The sequence below is a fragment of the Salmonella sp. 32010601201800023SM genome (genome assembly GCF_017572235.1).
Lineage (GTDB): Bacteria > Pseudomonadota > Gammaproteobacteria > Enterobacterales > Enterobacteriaceae > Salmonella > Salmonella enterica.
Map to the genome: position 1 here is coordinate 1,412,414 of NZ_JAGEQS010000001.1, position 22,657 is coordinate 1,435,070.

22 protein-coding genes, 1 pseudogene and 1 riboswitch are annotated in these 22,657 nt (G+C 52.5%); of the genes and pseudogenes, 9 read left to right on the forward strand and 14 right to left on the reverse strand.

The features are described from left to right. Nucleotides 1–96 precede the first annotated feature (96 nt). Nucleotides 97–1,458: an ATP-dependent RNA helicase RhlE gene (rhlE, locus tag J4617_RS07115; protein WP_000007065.1), complete on the reverse strand. Its 1,362-nt coding sequence runs from the start codon at nucleotides 1,456–1,458 to the stop codon at nucleotides 97–99. A 229-nt stretch (nucleotides 1,459–1,687) separates the two neighbouring features. On the opposite strand from rhlE, the gene cecR reads away from it, so the two are divergent. The 5 genes from cecR (at nucleotide 1,688) to J4617_RS07140 (ending at nucleotide 7,431) form a co-directional block, all read left to right on the forward strand. Continuing rightward, nucleotides 1,688–2,362 (forward strand): transcriptional regulator CecR, encoded by a 675-nt coding sequence (gene cecR, locus J4617_RS07120; protein WP_017465729.1) that lies wholly within the window; start codon nucleotides 1,688–1,690, stop codon nucleotides 2,360–2,362. Beyond that, on the forward strand, nucleotides 2,362–3,357 hold the full coding sequence (gene hlyD, locus J4617_RS07125; protein WP_000743436.1) for a secretion protein HlyD: 996 nt from the start codon (nucleotides 2,362–2,364) through the stop codon (nucleotides 3,355–3,357). The genes cecR and hlyD overlap by 1 nt, the downstream gene beginning before the upstream one ends. Then, nucleotides 3,350–5,086, forward strand: coding sequence for an ATP-binding cassette domain-containing protein (locus tag J4617_RS07130; RefSeq protein ID WP_001287623.1), 1,737 nt, complete (start codon nucleotides 3,350–3,352; stop codon nucleotides 5,084–5,086). Before hlyD ends, J4617_RS07130 begins: the two co-directional genes overlap by 8 nt. Continuing rightward, nucleotides 5,079–6,209, forward strand: coding sequence for an ABC transporter permease (locus J4617_RS07135; RefSeq protein ID WP_000045765.1), 1,131 nt, complete (start codon nucleotides 5,079–5,081; stop codon nucleotides 6,207–6,209). Before J4617_RS07130 ends, J4617_RS07135 begins: the two co-directional genes overlap by 8 nt. Before the next feature lie 115 nt (nucleotides 6,210–6,324). After that, nucleotides 6,325–7,431: an ABC transporter permease gene (locus J4617_RS07140; RefSeq protein WP_000469050.1), complete on the forward strand. Its 1,107-nt coding sequence runs from the start codon at nucleotides 6,325–6,327 to the stop codon at nucleotides 7,429–7,431. On the opposite strand, the gene J4617_RS07145 is transcribed toward J4617_RS07140, so the two are convergent. Beyond that, nucleotides 7,393–7,803, reverse strand: a complete 411-nt coding sequence (locus J4617_RS07145; protein WP_000871970.1) for a YbhQ family protein — start codon at nucleotides 7,801–7,803, stop codon at nucleotides 7,393–7,395. The genes J4617_RS07140 and J4617_RS07145 overlap by 39 nt on opposite strands. 132 nt (nucleotides 7,804–7,935) lie before the next feature. Between J4617_RS07145 and J4617_RS07150 the strand changes: the two genes are divergently transcribed. From J4617_RS07150 to J4617_RS07160, 3 genes are read left to right on the forward strand one after another with little or no spacing between them, the layout of a single operon-like run. Then, a complete protein-coding gene (locus tag J4617_RS07150) occupies nucleotides 7,936–8,694 on the forward strand; it encodes an endonuclease/exonuclease/phosphatase family protein (protein ID WP_000192039.1) in 759 nt (252 codons plus the stop codon). After that, nucleotides 8,691–9,932 (forward strand): cardiolipin synthase ClsB, encoded by a 1,242-nt coding sequence (clsB, locus tag J4617_RS07155; protein ID WP_000649639.1) that lies wholly within the window; start codon nucleotides 8,691–8,693, stop codon nucleotides 9,930–9,932. The genes J4617_RS07150 and clsB overlap by 4 nt, the downstream gene beginning before the upstream one ends. Beyond that, nucleotides 9,932–10,894 carry a YbhN family protein gene (locus J4617_RS07160; protein ID WP_001129817.1) on the forward strand — a complete coding sequence of 321 codons (963 nt, stop codon included), beginning with the start codon at nucleotides 9,932–9,934 and terminating at the stop codon, nucleotides 10,892–10,894. The genes clsB and J4617_RS07160 overlap by 1 nt, the downstream gene beginning before the upstream one ends. 2 nt (nucleotides 10,895–10,896) lie before the next feature. Here the strand turns inward: J4617_RS07160 and J4617_RS07165 are convergent, their stop codons facing one another. The 9 genes from J4617_RS07165 to moaA all read right to left on the reverse strand — a co-directional run bounded on the left by J4617_RS07165 (nucleotide 10,897) and on the right by moaA (nucleotide 16,406). Next, on the reverse strand, nucleotides 10,897–11,457 hold the full coding sequence (locus J4617_RS07165) for a hypothetical protein (RefSeq protein ID WP_001052196.1): 561 nt from the start codon (nucleotides 11,455–11,457) through the stop codon (nucleotides 10,897–10,899). Between the two features lie 7 nt (nucleotides 11,458–11,464). Next, a complete protein-coding gene (locus tag J4617_RS07170; RefSeq protein WP_077905554.1) occupies nucleotides 11,465–12,073 on the reverse strand; it encodes a hypothetical protein in 609 nt (202 codons plus the stop codon). Between the two features lie 23 nt (nucleotides 12,074–12,096). Beyond that, nucleotides 12,097–12,804 carry a Bax inhibitor-1 family protein gene (locus J4617_RS07175; RefSeq protein WP_017465730.1) on the reverse strand — a complete coding sequence of 236 codons (708 nt, stop codon included), beginning with the start codon at nucleotides 12,802–12,804 and terminating at the stop codon, nucleotides 12,097–12,099. A 146-nt stretch (nucleotides 12,805–12,950) separates the two neighbouring features. Beyond that, on the reverse strand, nucleotides 12,951–13,655 hold the full coding sequence (locus J4617_RS07180; protein ID WP_000373611.1) for a Bax inhibitor-1/YccA family protein: 705 nt from the start codon (nucleotides 13,653–13,655) through the stop codon (nucleotides 12,951–12,953). A gap of 47 nt (nucleotides 13,656–13,702) precedes the next feature. Then, complete coding sequence (moaE, locus tag J4617_RS07185) at nucleotides 13,703–14,155, reverse strand: molybdopterin synthase catalytic subunit MoaE (RefSeq protein WP_017465731.1); 453 nt, start codon at nucleotides 14,153–14,155, stop codon at nucleotides 13,703–13,705. Between the two features lies 1 nt (nucleotide 14,156). Continuing rightward, nucleotides 14,157–14,402: a molybdopterin synthase sulfur carrier subunit gene (moaD, locus tag J4617_RS07190; RefSeq protein ID WP_000598596.1), complete on the reverse strand. Its 246-nt coding sequence runs from the start codon at nucleotides 14,400–14,402 to the stop codon at nucleotides 14,157–14,159. Further along, on the reverse strand, nucleotides 14,395–14,880 hold the full coding sequence (gene moaC, locus J4617_RS07195) for a cyclic pyranopterin monophosphate synthase MoaC (protein WP_000080894.1): 486 nt from the start codon (nucleotides 14,878–14,880) through the stop codon (nucleotides 14,395–14,397). The genes moaD and moaC overlap by 8 nt, the downstream gene beginning before the upstream one ends. A gap of 2 nt (nucleotides 14,881–14,882) precedes the next feature. Then, nucleotides 14,883–15,395, reverse strand: a complete 513-nt coding sequence (gene moaB, locus J4617_RS07200; RefSeq protein ID WP_000084604.1) for a molybdenum cofactor biosynthesis protein B — start codon at nucleotides 15,393–15,395, stop codon at nucleotides 14,883–14,885. A gap of 21 nt (nucleotides 15,396–15,416) precedes the next feature. Next, complete coding sequence (gene moaA / locus J4617_RS07205; protein ID WP_017465732.1) at nucleotides 15,417–16,406, reverse strand: GTP 3',8-cyclase MoaA; 990 nt, start codon at nucleotides 16,404–16,406, stop codon at nucleotides 15,417–15,419. Beyond that, a riboswitch (molybdenum cofactor riboswitch) is annotated at nucleotides 16,394–16,538 on the reverse strand. (Overlaps the previous gene by 13 nt.) Before the next feature lie 264 nt (nucleotides 16,539–16,802). Between moaA and yvcK the strand changes: the two genes are divergently transcribed. Then, nucleotides 16,803–17,711 carry a uridine diphosphate-N-acetylglucosamine-binding protein YvcK gene (yvcK, locus tag J4617_RS07210; RefSeq protein ID WP_001246033.1) on the forward strand — a complete coding sequence of 303 codons (909 nt, stop codon included), beginning with the start codon at nucleotides 16,803–16,805 and terminating at the stop codon, nucleotides 17,709–17,711. 94 nt (nucleotides 17,712–17,805) lie between these two features. Here yvcK and slrP read toward each other — a convergent pair whose 3' ends face one another. From slrP to uvrB, 3 genes and pseudogenes are all read right to left on the reverse strand, one after another. Further along, nucleotides 17,806–20,070: an SPI-1 type III secretion system effector E3 ubiquitin transferase SlrP gene (gene slrP / locus J4617_RS07215; RefSeq protein ID WP_017465733.1), complete on the reverse strand. Its 2,265-nt coding sequence runs from the start codon at nucleotides 20,068–20,070 to the stop codon at nucleotides 17,806–17,808. A 7-nt stretch (nucleotides 20,071–20,077) separates the two neighbouring features. Further along, nucleotides 20,078–20,252, reverse strand: a pseudogene (locus J4617_RS22955) (hypothetical protein). A gap of 308 nt (nucleotides 20,253–20,560) precedes the next feature. Beyond that, entirely contained in the window at nucleotides 20,561–22,582 is a 2,022-nt protein-coding gene (gene uvrB / locus J4617_RS07220; RefSeq protein ID WP_000042502.1) for an excinuclease ABC subunit UvrB, read from the reverse strand. Nucleotides 22,583–22,657 lie beyond the last annotated feature (75 nt).

The window sequence follows — 22,657 nt, forward strand, 5'->3', positions numbered from 1 at the left end:
CCGGATGGCGGTGCAAGCACCTTATCCGGCCTACGTATTTGCATAGTCCGTAGGCCCGGTAAGCGTCGCGCTACCGGGCATGTTGCCGGATAAAATTTACTGGGCAGGCGTGATTCTGCGCGGGCGACGCGGCGGACGTGCTTTGTCGCCAGCGGGTTTCCCCTCGCCTGTGCGCGGTTTTGGTTTCGCCTTCGCCGCCCCGCTATCCTGACGTCGCGGCTGCTGACTGCGCCCCGCTCCCCCCTGATTTTGTCCGCGTCCACGACCGCCGCCGCCGCGCTGCTGACGACCGTTCTGAATCGGCTCCGCTTTAATCGACGGGTCCGGCTCATAGCCCGGCGTCGTAATGCGTGGGATCTCTTTTTTCAGCAATTTTTCGATATCACGCAACAGTTTATGCTCGTCAACACAGACCAGCGACAGCGCCTCGCCAGTTGCCGCCGCGCGACCGGTACGGCCAATACGGTGTACATAATCTTCCGGCACGTTCGGCAGTTCATAGTTGACCACGTGCGGCAGCTCTTCAATATCCAGACCACGCGCCGCAATATCCGTCGCCACCAGCACGCGAATATCGCCGGATTTAAAATCGGCCAGCGCGCGGGTACGTGCGCCCTGCGATTTATTACCGTGGATCGCCGCGCTGCGAATACCGTCTTTATTAAGCTGTTCCGCCAGATGGTTCGCGCCATGCTTGGTGCGGGTGAAGACCAACACCTGCTGCCAGTTGCCCTGGCCAATCATCTGCGACAGCAGTTCACGTTTGCGTTTTTTATCGACAAAGTGCACGTGCTGCGTCACCTGCTCTGAGGCCGTGTTGCGGCGCGCCACTTCGATTTCCAGCGGGTTGCGCAACAGCTTTTCGGCGAGCGCTTTGATGTCGTCGGAGAACGTGGCGGAGAACAGCAGATTCTGACGCTTCGCCGGCAGTTTCGCCAGCACGCGACGAATGTCGTGAATGAAGCCCATATCCAGCATACGGTCGGCTTCATCCAGTACCAGAATCTCAATCTGATCCAGCTTCACGGCATTTTGATGTTCCAGGTCGAGCAGACGTCCCGGCGTCGCCACCAGCACATCCACGCCGCCGCGCAGTTTCATCATCTGCGGATTGATGCTTACGCCGCCAAATACCACCAGCGAGCGAATGTTGAGATATTTACTGTAATCTCTGACGTTTTCGCCAATTTGCGCCGCCAGCTCGCGGGTTGGCGTGAGGATCAACGCGCGCACCGGGCGACGACCTTTAGCGTGCGGCTGATGGGTAATCAGATGCTGCAACAATGGCAGGGTAAAACCCGCCGTTTTACCGGTTCCGGTCTGAGCGCTGGCCATCAGATCGCGGCCTTCCAGCACGGCGGGAATCGCCTGTTGCTGAATAGGGGTAGGTTCACGGTAACCCTGCTCGGCAATGGCGCGCAGGATATCAGGGTTTAATCCCAGGGAATCAAAAGACATAACTACTCCGGACCGCCCCGACCGTTACCGGTGTAGTTTTCAGGGAGATGCTCAAATTTGGAATGACAAAAACCACAATGTCATGAAGGGGCGGAGTGTAGCAGTTTTTGTGATGCGGCGCATAAATTATCCCGAAAGGTGGCAAAGACAAATTAATCGACCACACTGGACAAGTGCCATTATGAGTCATAATCTTAATCAATCGATTGATTAATAATTAGGGCGTGTGATGAATATCCCCACCACGACCACCAAGGGCGAGCAGGCGAAAAGTCAGCTCATTGCCGCCGCACTGGCGCAGTTTGGCGAGTATGGCCTCCATGCCACCACGCGCGATATCGCTGCGTTGGCGGGGCAAAATATTGCCGCCATTACTTACTATTTCGGCTCAAAAGAGGATTTATACCTCGCCTGCGCCCAGTGGATTGCCGATTTTCTTGGCGAAAAATTTCGCCCCCATGCTGAAAAAGCGGAGCGTCTGTTTAGCCAGCCTGCCCCTGACCGGGACGCCATACGCGAGCTCATTCTGCTCGCCTGCAAAAACATGATTATGCTGCTGACGCAGGAAGACACCGTTAACCTGAGCAAATTTATTTCACGCGAGCAGCTCTCTCCCACGTCGGCCTATCAATTGGTCCATGAACAGGTTATCGATCCGTTGCACACCCATCTGACAAGATTGGTTGCCGCTTATACCGGCTGCGACGCCAATGATACGCGCATGATTTTGCATACCCATGCCTTACTGGGAGAAGTACTGGCGTTTCGTCTCGGCAAAGAAACTATTCTGTTACGTACCGGCTGGCCGCAGTTTGATGAAGAAAAAGCGGCGCTGATTTACCAGACGGTAACCTGCCACATCGATCTTATTCTGCACGGTTTAACGCAAAGGAGTCTGGACTGATGAAAAAACCTGTCGTTATCGGACTGGCAATCGCAGCGATCGTCGCTGTGATTGCCGGTGGAACCTGGTGGTATCAAAGTCGGCAGGACGATGGGCTGACGCTATACGGTAATGTCGATATCCGTACCGTCAATATCAGCTTTCGTGTCGGCGGCAGGCTGGCGTCGCTGAATGTTGATGAAGGCGATACTATCAAAGCCGGACAGGTGCTCGGCGAACTGGATCACGCGCCATACGAAAACGCGCTAATGCAGGCGAAAGCTGGCGTGTCGGTCGCGCAGGCGCAATATGATTTGATGCTGGCAGGCTATCGCGATGAAGAGATAGCCCAGGCCGCCGCCGCCGTCAGACAGGCGCAAGCCGCCTATGACTACGCGCAAAACTTTTATAACCGTCAGCAAGGATTGTGGAAAAGCCGCACCATTTCCGCTAACGATCTGGAAAATGCCCGCTCATCGCGCGATCAGGCGCAGGCGACGCTGAAGTCCGCGCAGGATAAACTGAGCCAGTACCGTACCGGTAATCGTGAACAGGATATCGCCCAGGCGAAAGCCAGTCTGGAACAGGCAAAGGCCCAACTGGCGCAGGCGCAGCTTGATTTGCAGGACACCACGCTTATCGCGCCTGCCAACGGAACCTTGCTCACCCGCGCGGTCGAGCCTGGTAGTATGCTGAACGCCGGCAGCACGGTATTAACACTCTCGCTGACCCGCCCCGTCTGGGTGCGCGCCTATGTTGATGAACGCAACCTCAGTCAGACGCAACCGGGGCGCGACATTCTGTTGTATACCGACGGTCGTCCTGACAAACCTTACCACGGCAAGATTGGTTTCGTTTCCCCCACCGCGGAATTTACGCCGAAAACCGTCGAAACGCCGGATCTGCGTACCGATCTCGTCTATCGCCTGCGCATTATCGTCACCGATGCGGACGATGCGTTACGCCAGGGGATGCCAGTCACGGTGAAATTTAATGACGAGGCACGGCATGAGTGAGGCCGTTATTACGCTGAACGGTCTGACGAAGCGCTTTGCGGGAATGGATAAACCCGCCGTCGCGCCGCTCGACTGTACCATTCATTCCGGTTATGTCACCGGGCTGGTAGGGCCGGACGGCGCAGGAAAAACCACGCTGATGCGTATGCTGGCGGGCCTGCTCAAAGCCGATGGCGGCAGCGCGTCCGTATTGGGCTTCGACCCGATACAAAACGACAGCGAGCTGCACGCGGTTCTGGGCTATATGCCGCAGAAATTCGGTCTGTATGAAGATCTTACCGTCATGGAGAACCTTAATCTCTATGCCGATTTACGCAGCGTTACCGGCGAGATACGGGAAAAGACCTTTGCTCGTTTGTTGGAATTTACCGCCCTCGGCCCTTTCACTGGCCGTCTGGCGGGGAAATTGTCCGGCGGGATGAAGCAAAAACTGGGGCTGGCCTGTACGCTGGTCGGCGAACCGAAAGTGCTGCTGTTGGATGAACCGGGCGTTGGCGTTGACCCGATTTCACGGCGCGAGTTGTGGCAAATGGTCCACGAACTGGCGGGCGACGGGATGCTGATTTTATGGAGTACCTCCTATCTGGATGAAGCCGAACAGTGTCGCGATGTGCTGCTGATGAATGAAGGCGAGCTGCTCTATCAGGGCGAACCTAAAGCGCTGACGCAAACGATGGCCGGACGTAGCTTTCTGATGAGCAGTCCACAGGAAAACAACCGTAAGTTACTACAGAGAGCGCTCAGACTGCCGCAGGTGAGCGACGGCATGATTCAGGGACGTTCGGTACGCCTGATCCTGAAAAAAGAGGCGACCGCAGCAGATATTCGTCAGGCCGAAGGGATGCCGGAAATCACCCTCAATGAGACCGCGCCGCGTTTCGAAGATGCGTTTATCGATCTGCTTGGCGGAGCGGGAACCTCGGAGTCTCCGCTGGGTTCAATCCTGCATACGGTTGAAGGCACTGCCGGCGAAACGGTGATTGAAGCGCAGGAACTGACGAAAAAATTTGGCGATTTCGCGGCCACGGACCATGTTAATTTCGTCGTACAGCGCGGCGAGATTTTTGGCCTGCTCGGCCCGAACGGCGCGGGTAAATCAACCACCTTTAAAATGATGTGCGGCCTGCTGGTGCCGACGTCCGGCAAGGCGCTGGTGCTGGATATGGACCTGAAAGTCAGCTCCGGCAAAGCCCGTCAGCATCTGGGCTATATGGCGCAAAAATTTTCGCTTTACGGCAACCTGACGGTTGAGCAGAACCTGCGTTTTTTCTCCGGCGTCTACGGTTTGCGGGGCCGCGCGCAAAATGAAAAAATTCAGCGCATGAGTGAAGCGTTTGGTCTGAAAAGCATCGCGTCGCATCCCACCGATGCGCTGCCGCTGGGCTTTAAACAGCGACTGGCGCTGGCCTGCTCGCTGATGCACGAACCGGATATTTTATTCCTTGATGAACCAACGTCCGGGGTTGATCCCCTCACCCGCCGTGAATTTTGGCTGCATATTAATAGCATGGTGGAAAAAGGGGTCACGGTAATGGTGACGACCCACTTTATGGATGAGGCGGAATATTGCGATCGCATCGGACTGGTTTATCGCGGGAAGCTTATCGCCAGCGGTACGCCGGACGATCTCAAAGCGCAGGCCGCCGATGAGCAACAGGCCGATCCAACGATGGAGCAGGCCTTTATCACTCTCATCAATGACTGGGATAAGGAGCATACGCATGAGTAAGTCTCTCTCCTGGCGCCGCGTGCGTGCGTTGTGCGTCAAAGAGACGCGCCAGATCGTGCGCGATCCCAGTAGCTGGCTGATTGCGGTGGTGATCCCGCTGCTGTTGCTGTTTATTTTTGGTTACGGCATTAACCTCGACTCCAGCAAACTGCGGGTGGGGATTCTGCTTGAACAACAAAGCCAGGAGGCGCTGGATTTCACTCATGCGATGACCGGTTCACCCTATATCGACGCGACCATTAGCGATAACCGCCATGAATTAATTGAAAAAATGCAGGCCGGACGCATTCGCGGACTGGTGGTGATTCCGGTGGATTTCGCGCAGCAAATGGCGCGCGACGGTGACAGCGCGCCGATTCAGGTGATTACCGACGGCAGCGAGCCAAACACCGCCAACTTCGTTCAGGGTTATGTTGAAGGCATCTGGCAAATCTGGCAACAGCAGCGGGCGGAAGATCGCGGCGACACCTTTGAACCGCTCATCGACGTCCAGACGCGCTACTGGTTTAACCCGGCGGCGATCAGTCAGCATTTTATCATTCCCGGGGCGGTGACCATTATCATGACGGTAATTGGCGCAATCCTCACCTCGCTGGTCGTTGCCCGCGAATGGGAGCGCGGCACGATGGAGGCGCTGCTCTCAACCGAAGTGACGCGTGTTGAACTGCTGCTGTGTAAGCTTATTCCCTATTACTTTCTCGGTATGCTGGCGATGCTGCTCTGTATGCTGGTATCGGTGTTTATTCTCGGCGTGCCGTATCGCGGTTCGCTGGTGATTCTGTTTATCATCACCAGTCTGTTTTTACTGAGTACGCTGGGGATGGGGCTGTTGATTTCCACCATCACTCGCAACCAGTTTAACGCCGCGCAGGTGGCGCTGAACGCCGCCTTTTTACCCTCGATTATGCTGTCCGGATTTATCTTCCAGATAGACAGTATGCCTGCGGTGATCCGCGCGGTGACCTATATTATTCCGGCGCGCTATTTTGTTAGCACCCTGCAAAGTCTGTTTCTGGCCGGCAATATTCCGGTCGTGTTAGGCGTTAACGTACTGTTTTTAATCGCCTCGGCGGTGATGTTTATTGGCCTGACGTGGCTAAAAACCAAACGACGGCTGGATTAACTATGTATATGGATAATTGTCGTCGTAGGCCGGATAAGGCGTTCACGCCGCCATCCGGCATTATGCCTGATGCGCTTTGCTTATCAGGCCTACAAACTGGACTGAGAGGACGGGCATGTTTCATCGTTTATGGACGTTAATTCGCAAAGAACTGCAATCGCTTTTACGCGAACCGCAAACGCGCGCGATCCTGATTCTGCCGGTGCTGATTCAGGTCATCCTGTTTCCGTTCGCCGCGACGCTTGAAGTCACTAACGCGACTATCGCCATCTATAACGAAGATAACGGCAAACATTCGGTAGAACTTACCCAGCGTTTTGCCCGCGCGAAAGCGTTTACCCATGTGCTATTGCTGAACAGTCCGCAGGAGATCCAGCCGACTATCGATACGCAAAAAGCGCTGCTGCTGGTACGCTTCCCGGCGGATTTCTCGCGGAATCTGGATACCTTCCAGCCTGCGCCGATGCAACTCATTCTTGATGGACGTAACTCCAACAGCGCGCAAATCGCCGCCAATTATCTGCAACAGATCGTCAAGGAGTATCAGCAGACATTGATGGACGGCAAGCCAAAGCCCAACAATAGCGAACTGGTGGTACGCAACTGGTATAACCCGAATCTGGACTACAAGTGGTTTGTAGTGCCCTCGCTGATCGCCATGATCACCACTATTGGCGTGATGATCGTCACTTCGCTGTCCGTCGCCCGCGAGCGTGAACAAGGCACTCTGGATCAGCTGCTGGTCTCTCCGCTCACCACCTGGCAGATTTTCGTTGGTAAAGCGGTGCCGGCGCTGATTGTCGCGACCTTCCAGGCCACGATCGTGCTGGCTATCGGCATTTGGGCATACCAAATTCCCTTCGCCGGTTCGTTAGCGCTGTTTTATTTCACGATGGTGATTTACGGGCTGTCGCTGGTAGGCTTTGGCTTGCTGATATCATCGCTTTGCGCCACGCAACAGCAGGCGTTTATCGGCGTCTTTGTCTTTATGATGCCGGCGATTTTGCTCTCGGGTTATGTCTCGCCGGTGGAAAATATGCCAGTCTGGCTGCAAAACCTGACGTGGATAAATCCTATCCGCCACTTTACTGATATTACCAAGCAAATTTATCTTAAGGATGCGAGTCTGGGGATTGTCTGGGGAAGTTTGTGGCCGCTACTGGTGATAGCGGCCACCACGGGTTCAGCGGCGTATGCGATGTTTAGACGCAAAGTGATGTAGCTTTTTATCTTTCGCCAGTAGCGAGACCACGGCGGGCCCGGCCAGGATAGCCAGCCCCGCCAGCGCCAGCAAGACATTGTTTTGCAATACGCGGGATAGCAGCCAGAGGACAATCAGCGCGGTGCCGAAGTACCAGGTGGTAGTCAGCTCTTCCAGCACATCCGCCACATCGCGCCAGCGTTGCTCATGATGGCGCTGCAACGCCAGCATCAGCAGTACCGTCACGCCATAAAGCACGCATAATCCCAGGCCGACGCGCACTAATGTGCCGCTCATCCAGCCTATTACCAGCATCGCCACTACCAGTAAATGCAACATAATCTGCCAACAACCGAGGCCGGTTGCGACACGAACGCGTTGTTGCCACTTCATGGCTTTTCTCCTGAAGCATTTTTCTCTCATTATTCAGAGTACCGAACTTTACGGAAAATTCCGTAAGACCGCATCTTTTTGTGACGACGACTACACTATTTCAATCAGGATAGTGACGCGGACAGGAAGAAAATGACTCAACACACGCGAAATTTTTCATTCAAAGTGCTCACAATTAATACGCACAAAGGTTTTACCGCCTTTAATAAACGCTTCATCCTGCCGGAGCTGCGCGACGCCGTCAGAACGGTCGGCGCCGATATCGTCTGTCTGCAAGAAGTGATGGGCGCGCACGAAGTGCATCCGCTGCATATCGAAAACTGGCCGGACACTACCCACTATGAATTTTTAGCCGACACCATGTGGAGCGATTTCGCCTATGGCCGCAATGCGGTCTATCCGGAAGGCCACCACGGTAACGCGGTTCTTTCTCGTTATCCCATTGAACATTATGAAAATCGCGACGTCTCGGTCGGCGGTAGCGAAAAACGCGGCGTGCTCTATTGCCGCATTACGCCGCCCATGCTCAACCGCCCTATCCACGTCATGTGCGTACATCTCGGCCTGCGGGAGAGTCACCGCCAGGCACAGCTAACCATGCTGGCGGGATGGGTGAATGCCTTGCCGGAATCAGAACCGGTGCTGGTGGCCGGAGACTTTAATGACTGGCGGCAAAAGGCCGGCCCGCCGTTAAACGCGGCCGGGTTGGAGGAGATATTCACCCGTGCCCATGGCCGACCGGCGCGCACATTCCCGGTGAGTATGCCGCTGCTGCGACTCGATCGTATTTACGTCAAGAATGCGAACGCCAGTTCTCCTACGGCGCTGCCGCTGCGGAACTGGCGACATTTATCAGACCATGCCCCCCTTAGCGCGGAGATCCATCTATGAAATGCGGCTGGCGTGAAGGTAATCAAATTCAGCTACTGGAAAACGGCGACCAGTTCTATCCTGCCGTGTTTGAGGCTATCGCTCAGGCACAGCAAAAAATCATTCTGGAAACCTTTATCTTGTTTGAAGATGAGGTGGGTAAAAAACTCCATGCCGCTCTGCTAAAAGCCGCACAGCGCGGCGTAAAAGCCGAAGTATTACTCGACGGCTACGGCTCTCCCGATCTCAGCGACGCGTTTGTCGGCGAATTGACCTCAGCAGGCGTGATTTTTCGCTATTACGACCCCCGCCCGCGTCTACTGGGGTTGCGAACCAATATCTTCCGCCGAATGCACCGCAAAATTGTGGTGATTGATGATCGTATTGCCTTTGTCGGCGGCATTAACTACTCCGCCGAACATATGTCGGATTACGGCCCGCAGGCGAAACAAGACTACGCGGTACGGGTCGAAGGGCCTGTAGTGGCCGATATCCTGCAATTCGAAGTCGAGAATCTGCCGGGGCAAAGCCCCGCGCGCCGCTGGTGGAAGCGCCATCATCAGGCCGAAGAAAACCGCCACCCCGGCGAAGCGCAGGCGCTGTTTGTCTGGCGAGATAACGAAGAGCACCGCGACGATATCGAACGTCATTATCTGAAAATGCTGACCCAGGCAAAGCGTGAGGTGATTATCGCTAACGCCTATTTTTTCCCCGGCTATCGCTTGCTCCACGCAATGCGTAAAGCCGCCCGCCGTGGCGTGAGCGTAAAACTGATTGTCCAGGGGGAACCAGACATGCCGATAGTCAAAGTCGGCGCGCGGTTGCTCTATAACTATCTGGTGAAGGGCGGTGTGCAGGTTTATGAATACCGACGCCGTCCGCTGCATGGCAAAGTGGCGCTGATGGACGATCACTGGGCCACGGTAGGGTCGAGTAATCTCGATCCGCTCAGCCTGTCGCTTAACCTTGAAGCTAACCTGATCATTCACGATCGTACCTTTAACCAGACCCTGCGCGATAATTTACAAGGCATCATCGTGAATGATTGTAAGCAGGTCGATGAGTCTATGCTGCCGAAACGCACCTGGTGGAACCTGACCAAAAGCGTGCTGGCGTTCCACTTTTTACGTCATTTCCCGGCGCTGGTCGGCTGGCTACCTGCGCATACCCCGCATCTGGCGCAGGTTCCCCCGCCTGCCCAGCCAGAAATGGAAACCCAGGATCGCGTTGATCCAGAAAATACAGGAGTGAAGCCCTAATGGCTAAATCGCATCCGCGCTGGCGGCTGGCTAAAAAAGTGCTGACCTGGCTGTTTTTTATTGCGGTCGTCGTTCTGCTGGTGGTTTATGCTAAAAAGGTCGACTGGGGCGATGTCTGGACCGTCATCCGTGACTATAACCGCACGGCGCTTTTAAGCGCTGTAGGACTGGTGATCGTTAGCTATCTTCTGTACGGCTGCTACGACCTGCTTGGACGGCTTTATTGCGGCCATAAACTGGCGAAGCGACAGGTGATGTTGGTATCGTTCGTCTGCTATGCCTTTAACCTGACGCTCAGCACCTGGGTCGGCGGGATCGGGATGCGTTACCGACTGTACTCTCGCCTCGGGTTGCCCGGCAGTACTATCACGCGTATTTTCTCACTCAGCATTACCACTAACTGGCTGGGCTATATTCTGCTTGGTGGCATCATTTTTACCTTCGGCATTGTCCAGCTTCCCGACCACTGGTATATCGATGAAGGCACGCTACGTATTCTCGGTATCGTTTTATTGTTGATTATCGCGGTCTATCTGTGGTTTTGCGCCTTTGCGAAGCGGCGGCATATGACGATTAAAGGGCAGAAACTGGTGCTGCCGTCATGGAAATTCGCACTGGCGCAGATGGCAATCTCCAGCGCGAACTGGATGGCGATGGGCGCCATCATCTGGCTGCTGATGGGTCAGGATGTGAACTATTTCTTTGTACTGGGCGTACTGCTGGTGAGCAGTATCGCGGGCGTCATCGTGCATATTCCGGCAGGCATCGGCGTGCTGGAGGCCGTATTCCTTGCGTTGCTGGCGGGCGAACATACGTCGCAAGGCACGATTATCGCCGCCCTGCTCGCATACCGCGTGCTTTACTATTTTATTCCCCTGTTGCTGGCGCTGGTGTGCTATCTGATCCTGGAGAGCCGGGCGAAGAAGCTGCGGGCGAAAAACGAGCGGGCGATGGCGAAATAAATTTAAGCAGACGCGTTTTCGCTTTCCAGCACAACGCGTTTTATCCGGTAAAAATAAACATATGCTGAGAAAAAAGACGTATTCATCTGTAAGCGGGAAAAAAGCAGCAATGACCAGCTAAACAGCAGCAGGAGCACTTCGTGGAACTCGCCCATGAATACTGATGACAGGGTACAGAACGTTGCCAACGTAACGGAAATAATGGCCAGCAATAGCGCATAGCGGTAAATAATGACCCCGCTCATTCTTCCTTTAAGCAGGAGCTGATTTGACGGGGTAAGAAAAGCGATATAGCCCACGGCCAGGAAGAAGACCAGCTCCAGATGCTTTTTATTGTGCAGCTCAAACTGCGCAATAACCATGTTTATACTGACGATCCATGTCATGGTCATCATAATCGCCGTAAGCCCAATAACGCCTCCGTGAGGAATACCTTGTTCATACCAGTTTTTTTTGTAGTGGCTGGCCGGATACACAGGTAACTTAATTTCTGGCGGGATCAACTGCCCTTTTTTCACCAGCTCCGCCAGTGTTTTTCCTGTTAGCCACGTCATCAGGTTCATGGGCTTATCATTTCCTTGTCTGTGAGGTGAGATATTCTTGTAATGCGACTCGCACTAATCGACGCCCCAGGCAGAAACGAATCATCATCGTAAACGTTTCGCCATTCATCACCCAGCGGCAAAGCACAACCATAATAATAGCGATAATCAGATCACTTTTTAGTTCGCTATTTTGATGGCACAACACGTCAAATAATCCAGTACCACAGAGCATAATATTTAATAAAAACAGTAAAACGCAGAGGCGCAACCCCAGGATAAAACCTTTGGCAATAAGCCATACCTCAGCCATAACACATAGCATCATACCTATAGCACTGCCAAAATAAATAATTATATTTAGTGGCCAATACAGGATAAACTTATCAAAAACAAAATGCGCACTGCACACACCTCCCACAAGAAGCATAAAACTAAACGCGCAAACAGGCGCAGGATTAGGTAATGAATGTTCCCATGACAATCCGGTAATGAAATGAGAAATCAGCGCTGGCGGGCATTTCTTATTAAAATCCTCGCCGCCATTTTTAATGGCGCGAGTGACGTCTTTAGCTTCACAAAACGCTAACCAAAATTGTTTGCCACATAATTTACTCATTATACCCATCATCACCAACCTGAATAAAAAACCTGCAACGCCTACGGCCTGAAAGATAATAGTATTTCCAGAATCATCAAAATGATATAACGACACAGCGTAACCACAGCATTAATAATGCCAAGGTAAAGCGTCAGCGCGCCAAATAAAGCGCAACGAGACAGGGATGAAAACTCGCTGTGATATAACATGCGGGCATAACCATGAAGTGTCGATTTTTCTAGTGCTGTAATCAATGTCCATACCAATACCGTCAGCACACTGACTATCCAGACCATAGTGCTACTGGCCACCAGGCTATTGACAACTATCGCAGCGATGATCCCGCTTACCGCCATGAAGATTAACGGCCTGAATAGACCAGAACTGATATTCAGGTAGAAAATAAATAAGGCATTAAGACTAAACATGATTCCAACAATCACGAAAATGGTCGCGCCACTTGAGAAAAGGTAAGCTAATGACACGCCGGTAAGCGTAATGATGGCAATATATATCAACGTTGCGACAACAGTGCCAAAGCGGGAAAGACAGGTAACGGCCCCATACCCCAGACCAAGCAAAAGTGCTGATATCCACAAAACAACAACAGGTTGAACGTGGGTTATCAAAAAATGAGTATACAACGTTAACCATATAATGCCGGCGGTACACCATAGTCCCAACGCAGTATACCAATAGGTAAGGGATAACATTGTCGCGGGAATAAATGCTATTTGCCGTATACGTATTGCAGCCAGAGGTCCCACTTGTCATTTATCACTCTTCACATGATCACGGTGATAAGAATGGCAAGCGCAGGAAAATATTTCTAAGATGTTTATGCTGTTTCGCCCTAAATATAGTCCTAAAAAAAATCCTGGCGCAGGGCCAGGATTTTAAGAGATCGCTATAATTAGCGGCGATTGCCAAAAATACGCAGTAACATCAGAAACAGGTTGATAAAGTCCAGGTACAGCGTTAACGCGCCGAGAATCGAATATTTACGTAGATTAGCGCTATCGCGGGTATCTATTTGCTCGCCGATATTTTTCAGTTTCTGCGTGTCATAGGCCGTCAGACCGACAAACACCACCACCCCGATATAGGTTACCGCCCACATCAGCGCTTCACTCTTCAGCCAGAAATTGACCAGCGACGCCAGAACGATACCAATAAGCGCCATAAACAGCATATTGCCGAAACCGCTAAGATCGCGTTTAGTGGTGTACCCGTACAGGCTCATGGCGCCAAACATTCCCCCCGTCACCACAAACGTGCTGGCGATAGAGGAGTAGGTGTAAACGATAAAAATACTGGATAACGTCAATCCGGTTAGCGCCGAATAGAGCATAAACAGCGTCGTCGCCATTCCGGCGCTAAGTTTATGCACCAGTCCCGACAGAACAAACACCAGCGCAAGCTGGGCAATAATTAAGCCAAAGAAGGTGATCTTACTGGAAAAGACAAACATCATGACGGCTGGCGTATTAGCCGCATACCACGCGATAAACGCGGTCAGTAACAGTCCGACCGTCATCCAGCCATACACTTGCGCCATATAGGTCTGCAGGCCGGACCGTGCCTGCACTATTGAATCAGATCGTGGAAATCTGTCCATGATGAACTCCTGTGTGGAAATGATACCCTAAAGCGTATCACATTCTGCTACCAACGTTTCGCCAACTGCTGGTCGCTGTCGCGCGCTTCGACCCAGCGATCGCCTTCCGGCGTGGCTTCACGCTTCCAGAACGGCGCACGGGTTTTCAGATAATCCATAATGAACTGGCCGGCGTCGAACGCGCTACTGCGGTGCGCGCTGGTGACGCCGACAAACACAATCTCATCGCCCGGCCATAATTCGCCAACGCGATGAATCACCGTGACCCGCCCCAGCGGCCAGCGGGAACGCGCCTCAACGACGATCTCCGCCAGAGCTTTCTCAGTCATGCCGGGATAATGCTCCAGCGCCAGCGCCTTAACGCTATCGCCCAGGTTATGATTGCGCACTTTTCCGGTAAAGGTGACGACCGCGCCGTCTTCGTCGCGCGCCGCCAGCCAGGAATATTCCTCCCCGACGCTAAACGGCGCAGGGCCGACTACAATTCGCGTTTCGTGCATGTTAGCCCCCCGTGACTGGCGGGAAAAACGCCACTTCATCGCCCGCCGTCAGCGGATGGTCAAAACTTACCAGCGTCTGGTTGACCGCCGCCAACAGCTTACCGTCTTCCAGCGCCAGCGCCCAACGATCGCTCTTTGTCGCCAGATGCTGTCGCAGCGACTCAACGGTGGAAAAATCTGCTGGAAGATCCAGCGCGTCAGTTCCTGTAAGCTCGCGAACCTGGGCGAAGAAAAGCACCTTAATCATGCGCATCCACCTTAAAATCCCCCGATTTGCCGCCGCTTTTCGCCAGCAGGCGCACCGGACCAATTACCATATCTTTTTGTACCGCTTTGCACATGTCGTAGATGGTTAACGCCGCGACGGACGCCGCGGTTAACGCTTCCATTTCGACGCCGGTTTTACCGGTCAGACGGCACAGAGACTCAATACGCACGCGGTTATGCTCCGGCTCGGCCTGAAGCTGAATCTCCACTTTACTTAGCAGTAGCGGGTGGCACAGCGGGATCAGCTCCCAGGTGCGTTTGGCGGCCTGAATACCGGCAATTCGGGCGGTGGCGAAAACATCGCCCTTGTGGTGTTTGCCATCAACAATCATCGCCAGCGTTTCACTACGCATGGTAACGAATGCTTCCGCACGCGCTTCACGAACGGTTTCCGCTTTCGCGGAAACGTCCACCATGTGCGCTTCGCCTGCGGCGTTTATATGGGTTAATTGCGACATCGTTATTTCTTTAAATGAGGGTGAAAATTACATGGGCGTGTACGGGCATCCAGCTGCGGCGCAATGATATTCTCCCATGCGGTTCTGCACGCTTTTGTGGAGCCCGGCATGGCGAAAATCAAGGTGTTATTCGCCACGCCAGCTACCGCGCGCGACTGCAGAGTTGCGGTGCCGATCTCTTCAAACGAGAGCATGCGAAACACTTCGCCAAATCCTTCCACTTCACGATCGAACAGCGGCAACAGCGCTTCCGGCGCCTGATCGCCTTCGGTCAAACCGGTCCCGCCAGTTATCAATACGACCTGCACCTCATCACTGGCGATCCAGGCGGAAACCTGGGCGCGAATCGCGTAACGGTTCTCTTTAACGATGGCTTTCGCCACCACTTCATGCCCGGCCTCCTGCGCCGAATCACGCAGATAATGACCGGAGGTGTCGTCTTCTTCGCCGCGTCGGCTGGAAACAGTAAGAATAGCGATGCGGGTCGGGATAAATTCAGCGCTGACCTGACTCATCTGAAATCTCCTTATTAAGGATTAACCGCCAATGTAAGATAAATTTTGCGTAATACCAGTATTGCTCTGGTGAAGGAAATGGGTCTGCTTTTTCTCCCGCAACGCGTCGGAAATACGTTTCTCAAGCGCGTATTGCTGCGCGTCATCCTGTAACAGGTCGCGTAAACTCACGCCGCCGTCGCCAAACAGACATAAATGCAGCTTACCGACGGACGAAACACGCAGGCGGTTACAGGTGGCGCAGAAATCTTTTTCGTACGGCATAATGAGACCGATCTCACCGGCGTAATCGGGATGACAAAAAACCTGCGCCGGGCCATCGCTACGCTGGCGGAGCTGGTGGATCCAGCCGCGCTTAATCAGCTCGTCGCGTAATACCTGACCCGAAATATGATGTTTGCGGAAGAGATCGCTCCCCTCGCCCGTCTCCATAAGTTCAATGAAGCGTAGCTGAATGGGGCGAGGCTGAATCCAGGCAAGGAAGGTATCCAACTGATGGTGATTCACGTCGCGCATCAGCACGGTGTTGACTTTCACCTTTTCGAAACCGGCGTCAAAGGCGGCATCGATGCCCGCCATCACCTGGCGGAATTTGTCCTGACCGGTAATCGCATGGAACTGACGCGCATCCAGACTATCCACGCTAACATTGACGCCCGTCAGCCCCGCTTCGCGCCAGCTCGCGGCATCGCGCGCCAGTCGATAACCGTTAGTGGTCACCGCGATCTGGCGAATAGCATCATTTTCACCCACGGCGGCAATGATGTCGGTAAAATCGCGGCGTAATGAAGGCTCGCCGCCGGTAAGACGCACCTTCTCCGTGCCAAGACTGGCAAAAGCGCGCGTAACGCGACGAATTTCATCGACGGTAAGGAAACCGTTGTTAGTGACGCCGCCAGGTTTGTAGCCATCCGGCAGGCAGTAGGTGCAACGAAAGTTACACACATCGGTAATCGACAAACGCAAGTAGTAAAACTTACGCGCGAAAGCATCGGTAAGTTGTGAAGCCATGTACACCTTTCCAAATACGGGAGGCGGAGTCATTTCTTCCTGCGCCCTGGTGGCAAACGTTAAACGTTGTCACGGCCAAAGCACCGTATCAAAAATGACCCAGGTGCAGAGGCTAGAGTGTTTACTGTGGTTACGCCGATACTAGCGTGTAAATGACAATTTCGCCATCACGCTTTCGCTATATAAACATATACATAGCGATATGATCGTGCTATTTAGCGACAGAATACGTGAAAATCACACTTTTACATTGATATATATCATTTAGCCGTGGTAACGCCCTCGCTATAAAGGGGTAGTCGGGAATAATTAATTGTCTTTTAGCCGGTCGGCTAATTGCTGAAAACCCGCGACTTGCGCTACTGTAGCGCTGCTTATTTGACTTCAGGAATTTTTATGCGCAATCGTACGCTGGCTGACCTTGATCGTGTCGTTGCCCTCGGCGGAGGGCATGGATTAGGACGCGTCCTCTCCTCGCTTTCTTCATTAGGTTCGCGCCTGACCGGCATTGTGACTACCACAGATAACGGGGGGTCAACTGGCCGTATTCGCCGCTCGGAAGGCGGGATCGCCTGGGGCGATATGCGCAACTGTCTGAATCAGTTAATTACCGAACCCAGCGTCGCATCCGCTATGTTTGAGTACCGTTTTGGCGGTAATGGCGAACTTTCTGGTCATAACCTCGGAAATTTGATGTTAAAGGCGTTAGATCACCTGAGCGTGCGGCCTCTGGAAGCGATTAATTTAATTCGTAATCTGCTTAAAGTGGACGCGCAGCTGATCCCGATGTCGGAGCTACCGGTAGATCTGATGGCGATTGACGATCAGGGGCATGAGATTTATGGCGAGGTGAATATCGATCAGTTAGCGACGCCGCCGCAGGAGATCATGTTAACGCCAAACGTTCCGGCGACGCGGGAAGCGGTACAGGCCATTAATGACGCGGATCTGATTCTGATTGGCCCTGGCAGTTTTTATACCAGCCTGATGCCTTGCCTGCTGCTGGATGAACTGGCGCAGGCGCTGCGGCGCACCCCAGCGCCAATGGTGTATATCGGCAATCTGGGTCGCGAACTGAGTCTGCCCGCCGCCAGTTTAACGCTGGTCGATAAGCTGGCGATGATGGAGCAATATATTGGCAAAAAAGTCATTGACGCAGTAGTGGTTGGGCCGCGAGTTGACGTCAGTGCGGTGAACGATCGGCTGGTGATTCAGGAAGTGCTGGAGGCCAGCGATATCCCCTATCGCCACGATCGTCAGTTATTACACAATGCGCTGGAAAAAGCGCTACAGGCGTTGGGTTAAGCCCGTTTACCGACGACGCTGCGCTTATCAGAAGCCTGTTTACACCGAAGGGTAAACAGGCTCTCTCCCTCTTCTGATAAACTGCGTTCAGCTATCACCAGTAGGCGCTCATGAGCGAGCTCACCTCTTTTTTCAGCAATATATTCTCCATGATCTCAGTAAAGAGGGTCTGATTGATCTCTTCCATTATCCGCATTCCAGCCATGCGCTCTGCGTCAGGATCACCTGCTATTCCTAACGCTTCCAGTTCAGCATTGACCCGGCTCTGATACTCATCCGTTTCAATACACTCAGCCCTTTTGGCCATCATTTCACGCCACTCTTCTGGCGCTATACGCTCCAGCACTTTATGCCACGGCCCCCACAGCGCAAACCATTTGTGAAAATCCCTATTTTCAGCAATTTTTATCCTTATTTCCGCCTCGTCCAGGTCAGACTCAGTGATACCAGAAACGTTATAAAATCGCATATCCTGGGTCATTGTTGTCAGCGACAGCGACTCTCGTAACTGATTCTGAAAACCCAGAAATACTTCGACTTCGTCAATAAAAAACAGCCGTTTTACCTTTTCTCTGGCGAGCGATTCTATTTGCTCCAGCCGAAAGATTTCACGCCCCGCCATAATCAGTTCCGCTAAGTGGCTATCAAAGGCGCCTCTTTCAGCATCATGAACCAACGTCGCTTCCTGCATTTGGTGGTATGCCAGTGTGACCCGATCTTCACAGCTTATCGTTGCACCCATCGCTATAATAAATGCGGTTTCTCTTAGTGCGCTATCTTCAGCCAGGCGCATTAGCCAGGCGGAGACTTGTTCCTTAAAATCCGGGTGTCGGGTGTTCTGCGTATCGCTAAGACGATCCAGAAACATGCTGAAGGCTGCCGCGTTTACTTCCGTCTCAAACGCCCGCCATTGGTTGACGTCTTCCTCCTCGAGACCGGTTAGCCACCCCTGGACAGCTTGATGCAGTGGTCGAGTTACCCGAACAATTGAAAAGTCGCCCATTGCAAACAATACCCGGGGTCCCTGATAATCTACAGAGGACATTAGCCGCTGCATATTCTGTATTGTTCGTTCTGAAAAAGGATTATATTCTACGATTATTCTTGTAGGTTGAGGTCCTTCACCACGAAAATGGGGTAACGACTCCGGGAGACGGACCAGGTGATTGCGAGAGGCCTGCATTATTTGTAATGCCGCCGGGAGGTTTTCTGGTAGATTAATCAAAGCATTACGGGAAACTTCCAGCGTTGTTATCGTGGGAGGTAGTGTTTCAGGCAGAACAGTAATCTGATTTTTACTTACATCCAGGACCTGTAATTCTGGTGGTAACGATGCGGGCAGACTGGTTAAGGCATTTTCGCCGGCCTCCAGAGTCTTCAGGCCCGGCGGCAATGTTTCAGGCAAAGCGGTTAACGAATTACTCTGCACATTCAAATGGGTAATCCCTGACGGAAGATGTGCTGGCAGTGTCCTTATGCTGTTATCATAAACGCTCAGGTACCGAAGTTCCTCAGGTAGATTTTCAGGTAAGCAACTAATTTTATTATGAAAAAGATCCAGCGATTGAAGCGCTGAAGGCAAACGTTCCGGCAATTCAGTAATACGGTTAATGCTCAGCTCCATTTCCTGTATGGTATCCGGTAACGTGGCAGGGATACTGGTTAGCTGATTACTGTTGGCATACAGGGTCTTTATATTTCCCTGTAAATTTTCCGGCAAACTTTTCAGTTCATTGTTATCGAGTATCAGAGTAGTTATCTGCTCAGGAATATAGGCAGGTATAGTGGTAAGTCCTAATATTTTCAGACGAAGTTCCGTCTTATTATTTTTCAGGCAGTCACGCATCCGTTGTACGGCTTCTTCACGATTTGCTGCCTCTTTCGCTGGCGCCTCTTTTACCCACTCAGACCAGATTAACTCATAATTCACAGCATCTTTGGAGCCGGAAGCGCTACTCGCCTGCTCGCTTTCTGTCACACGAGTATAGGTGACTGACTTTCCCCCTCCCTCAACGGTATAGCCCTCTGTATTAAAAACTATAGACAGAATTTCCTGACTATTTTCACTCAAAATACAGTATTGGTCTGCCCCTCCTCTACTATACTGAATATTATCCGCATACGCCGGGAAAGCTAACATCCTTAAACATTCAAACTTGCTTTTGATCTCTTCTGGCGAGGCGGTTTCAGGTGGATGACAAAGATAAGCGATGCAGTTTTGTGCTTCAACCTGATGTTCTGAAGAGAAAAAGGCACTTATTTTATTCCATATCTCTTCTTTTAAAGGCACCTCTGTTGAGGCCTCATTGCTAATACTTTGATGCCTTGCCGTAGATTGTATATTAGTAATATTAAACATATTTTCCCTACCTGATCTGAACGTAACCTAAAGTAACAGATAAGGATATTCTCAACTTTAAATAAGAGGTCACAGTCGTCATTATTTCGGACAAATCATTCAGTATTTGCAGCGCTTGACTTATAAATGCTCACGCTTCTATCACCTCTTTTTTTACGTAGGATGATGTTATCTGTTGCCATGACACGATTTCAACGAACTCACATAAGATTAAAATGACGATCATAAGGATAGCTATACCGATAATACGGGGCGTTTTTTTTCATAGCCGAGGAGAGAGGGAAAATTAGCGTTGAGTTCAGCCTCAACGCTAATTTTCTTCAGTTGTGATTAAACTAGCTACCCCATTGATGTTTTGACTTTTTCGACAATCTCGTTAGTCAAAGCCTGTCACTGTTTTTCATTCCTGACTGACTTAGCCCTTACTATTGAACTGAAATTCTCAAAAGCGAGCCATGGTAACGATGACTCGCTGGCGATCGACACATTGTCAGGACGCCGCGATAAACAACTCGCGTAACTGGTGCAACTGGTCGCGAATTTGCGCGGCTTCTTCAAACTCCAGATTTTGCGCGTGCTGCATCATTTGCCCTTCCAGTTCATGAATTTTCTGCTGCAACGCTTTCGGCGTCATATCCAGTTCGACAATTCCGGCTTTCGCCGTAGAACGGCCCTTGCCTTTCCCCTTCGCTTTGGTTTTCGCAATGTTCTGCCCCAGCGCCAGGATGTCGACCACTTTTTTGTTCAGCCCCTGCGGAGTGATACCGTGCTCTTCGTTGTACTTCTGCTGCTTCTCGCGACGTCGCTCGGTTTCGCCAATCGCCTTCGCCATCGACGGCGTGATTTTATCGCCATACAGAATCGCTTTACCGTTAACGTTACGCGCCGCGCGTCCTATGGTCTGAATCAGGGAGCGCTCGGAGCGCAGGAACCCCTCTTTATCAGCGTCCAGAATCGCCACCAGCGAGACTTCCGGCATATCCAGCCCTTCGCGCAGCAGGTTAATCCCCACCAGAACGTCAAACTCGCCCAGACGCAAATCGCGGATGATTTCCATACGCTCCACGGTATCAATATCTGAGTGCAGGTAACGCACGCGCTCGCCGTGCTCTTCCAGATATTCGGTCAAATCTTCCGCCATCCGTTTGGTGAGCGTAGTGACAAGGACACGCTCATTAATGGCCGCACGCTGACGAATTTCGGACAGCAGATCGTCCACCTGGGTCGCCACCGGACGCACTTCAATAATCGGGTCCAGCAGCCCGGTCGGTCGCACGACCTGATCCACCACCTCATCACCAGATTTTTCCAGCTCATAGTTGCCGGGCGTGGCGGAAACATAGATAGTTTGCGGCGCTAAGGCTTCAAACTCTTCAAACTTCAGCGGACGGTTATCCAGCGCCGAAGGCAGACGGAAGCCATACTCGACCAGCGTCTCTTTGCGCGCCCGGTCGCCGCGGTACATTCCGCCTATCTGCGGGATGGTGACATGAGACTCATCCACCACCAGCAGTCCGTCGGCGGGCAGATAATCGAACAAGGTTGGCGGCGGTTCGCCCGGCCCGCGGCCCGACAGAAAGCGGGAATAGTTTTCAATGCCTGAGCAGTAGCCCAGCTCGTTCATCATCTCTAAATCGAACTGCGTGCGCTGGCTTAATCGCTGCTCTTCAAGCAGCTTATTATTTGCCAGCAAGACCTTACGCCTGTCCGCCAGCTCATCTTTTATCTCTTCCATCGCCTGCAGAATACGCTCGCGCGGCGTCACGTAGTGCGTTTTGGGATAGATAGTATAACGTGGCACCGTTGACTCTACCTGCCCGGTTAACGGGTCGAACAGCGACAGGCGTTCCACTTCTTCATCAAACAGCTCAACGCGTAGCGCGATGTCGTCAGATTCAGCCGGGAAGATGTCGATCACTTCGCCGCGCACGCGAAAAGTACCACGCTGAAAAGCTTGATCGTTACGGGTGTATTGCAATTCTGCCAGCCGACGCAAAATCGCGCGCTGGTCAATCAGCATTCCCACCGTCAGATGCAGCATCATTTTCAGGTAGAGATCCGGATCGCCCAGACCGTAAATCGCGGACACGGAAGCCACCACCACGACATCGCGTCGCTCTAGCAACGCTTTCGTTGCCGACAACCGCATCTGCTCAATATGCTCGTTTACCGAAGCGTCTTTTTCGATAAACGTATCCGAACTTGGCACATACGCTTCCGGCTGATAGTAGTCATAGTAGGAGACGAAATACTCCACCGCGTTTTCCGGGAAAAACTCTTTCATTTCGCCGTAGAGCTGCGCCGCCAGGGTTTTATTGGGCGCAAGCACCATCGTTGGCCGCTGCAAGTCCGCAATGACGTTGGCGATGGTGAATGTCTTCCCGGAGCCGGTCACGCCCAATAACGTCTGATGCGCCAGCCCGTCCTCCAGCCCCTCTTCCAGACGACGTATAGCGTCCGGCTGATCGCCAGAAGGTTTAAAAGCGGAATTCAGTTTGAACGGTTTACTCATGAGCGGCTACCTGAAGGAGTGAGCGGGCAGGGGTGTAATTTTACTCTCGACGGTGAATATTGCCAATAAAAAACA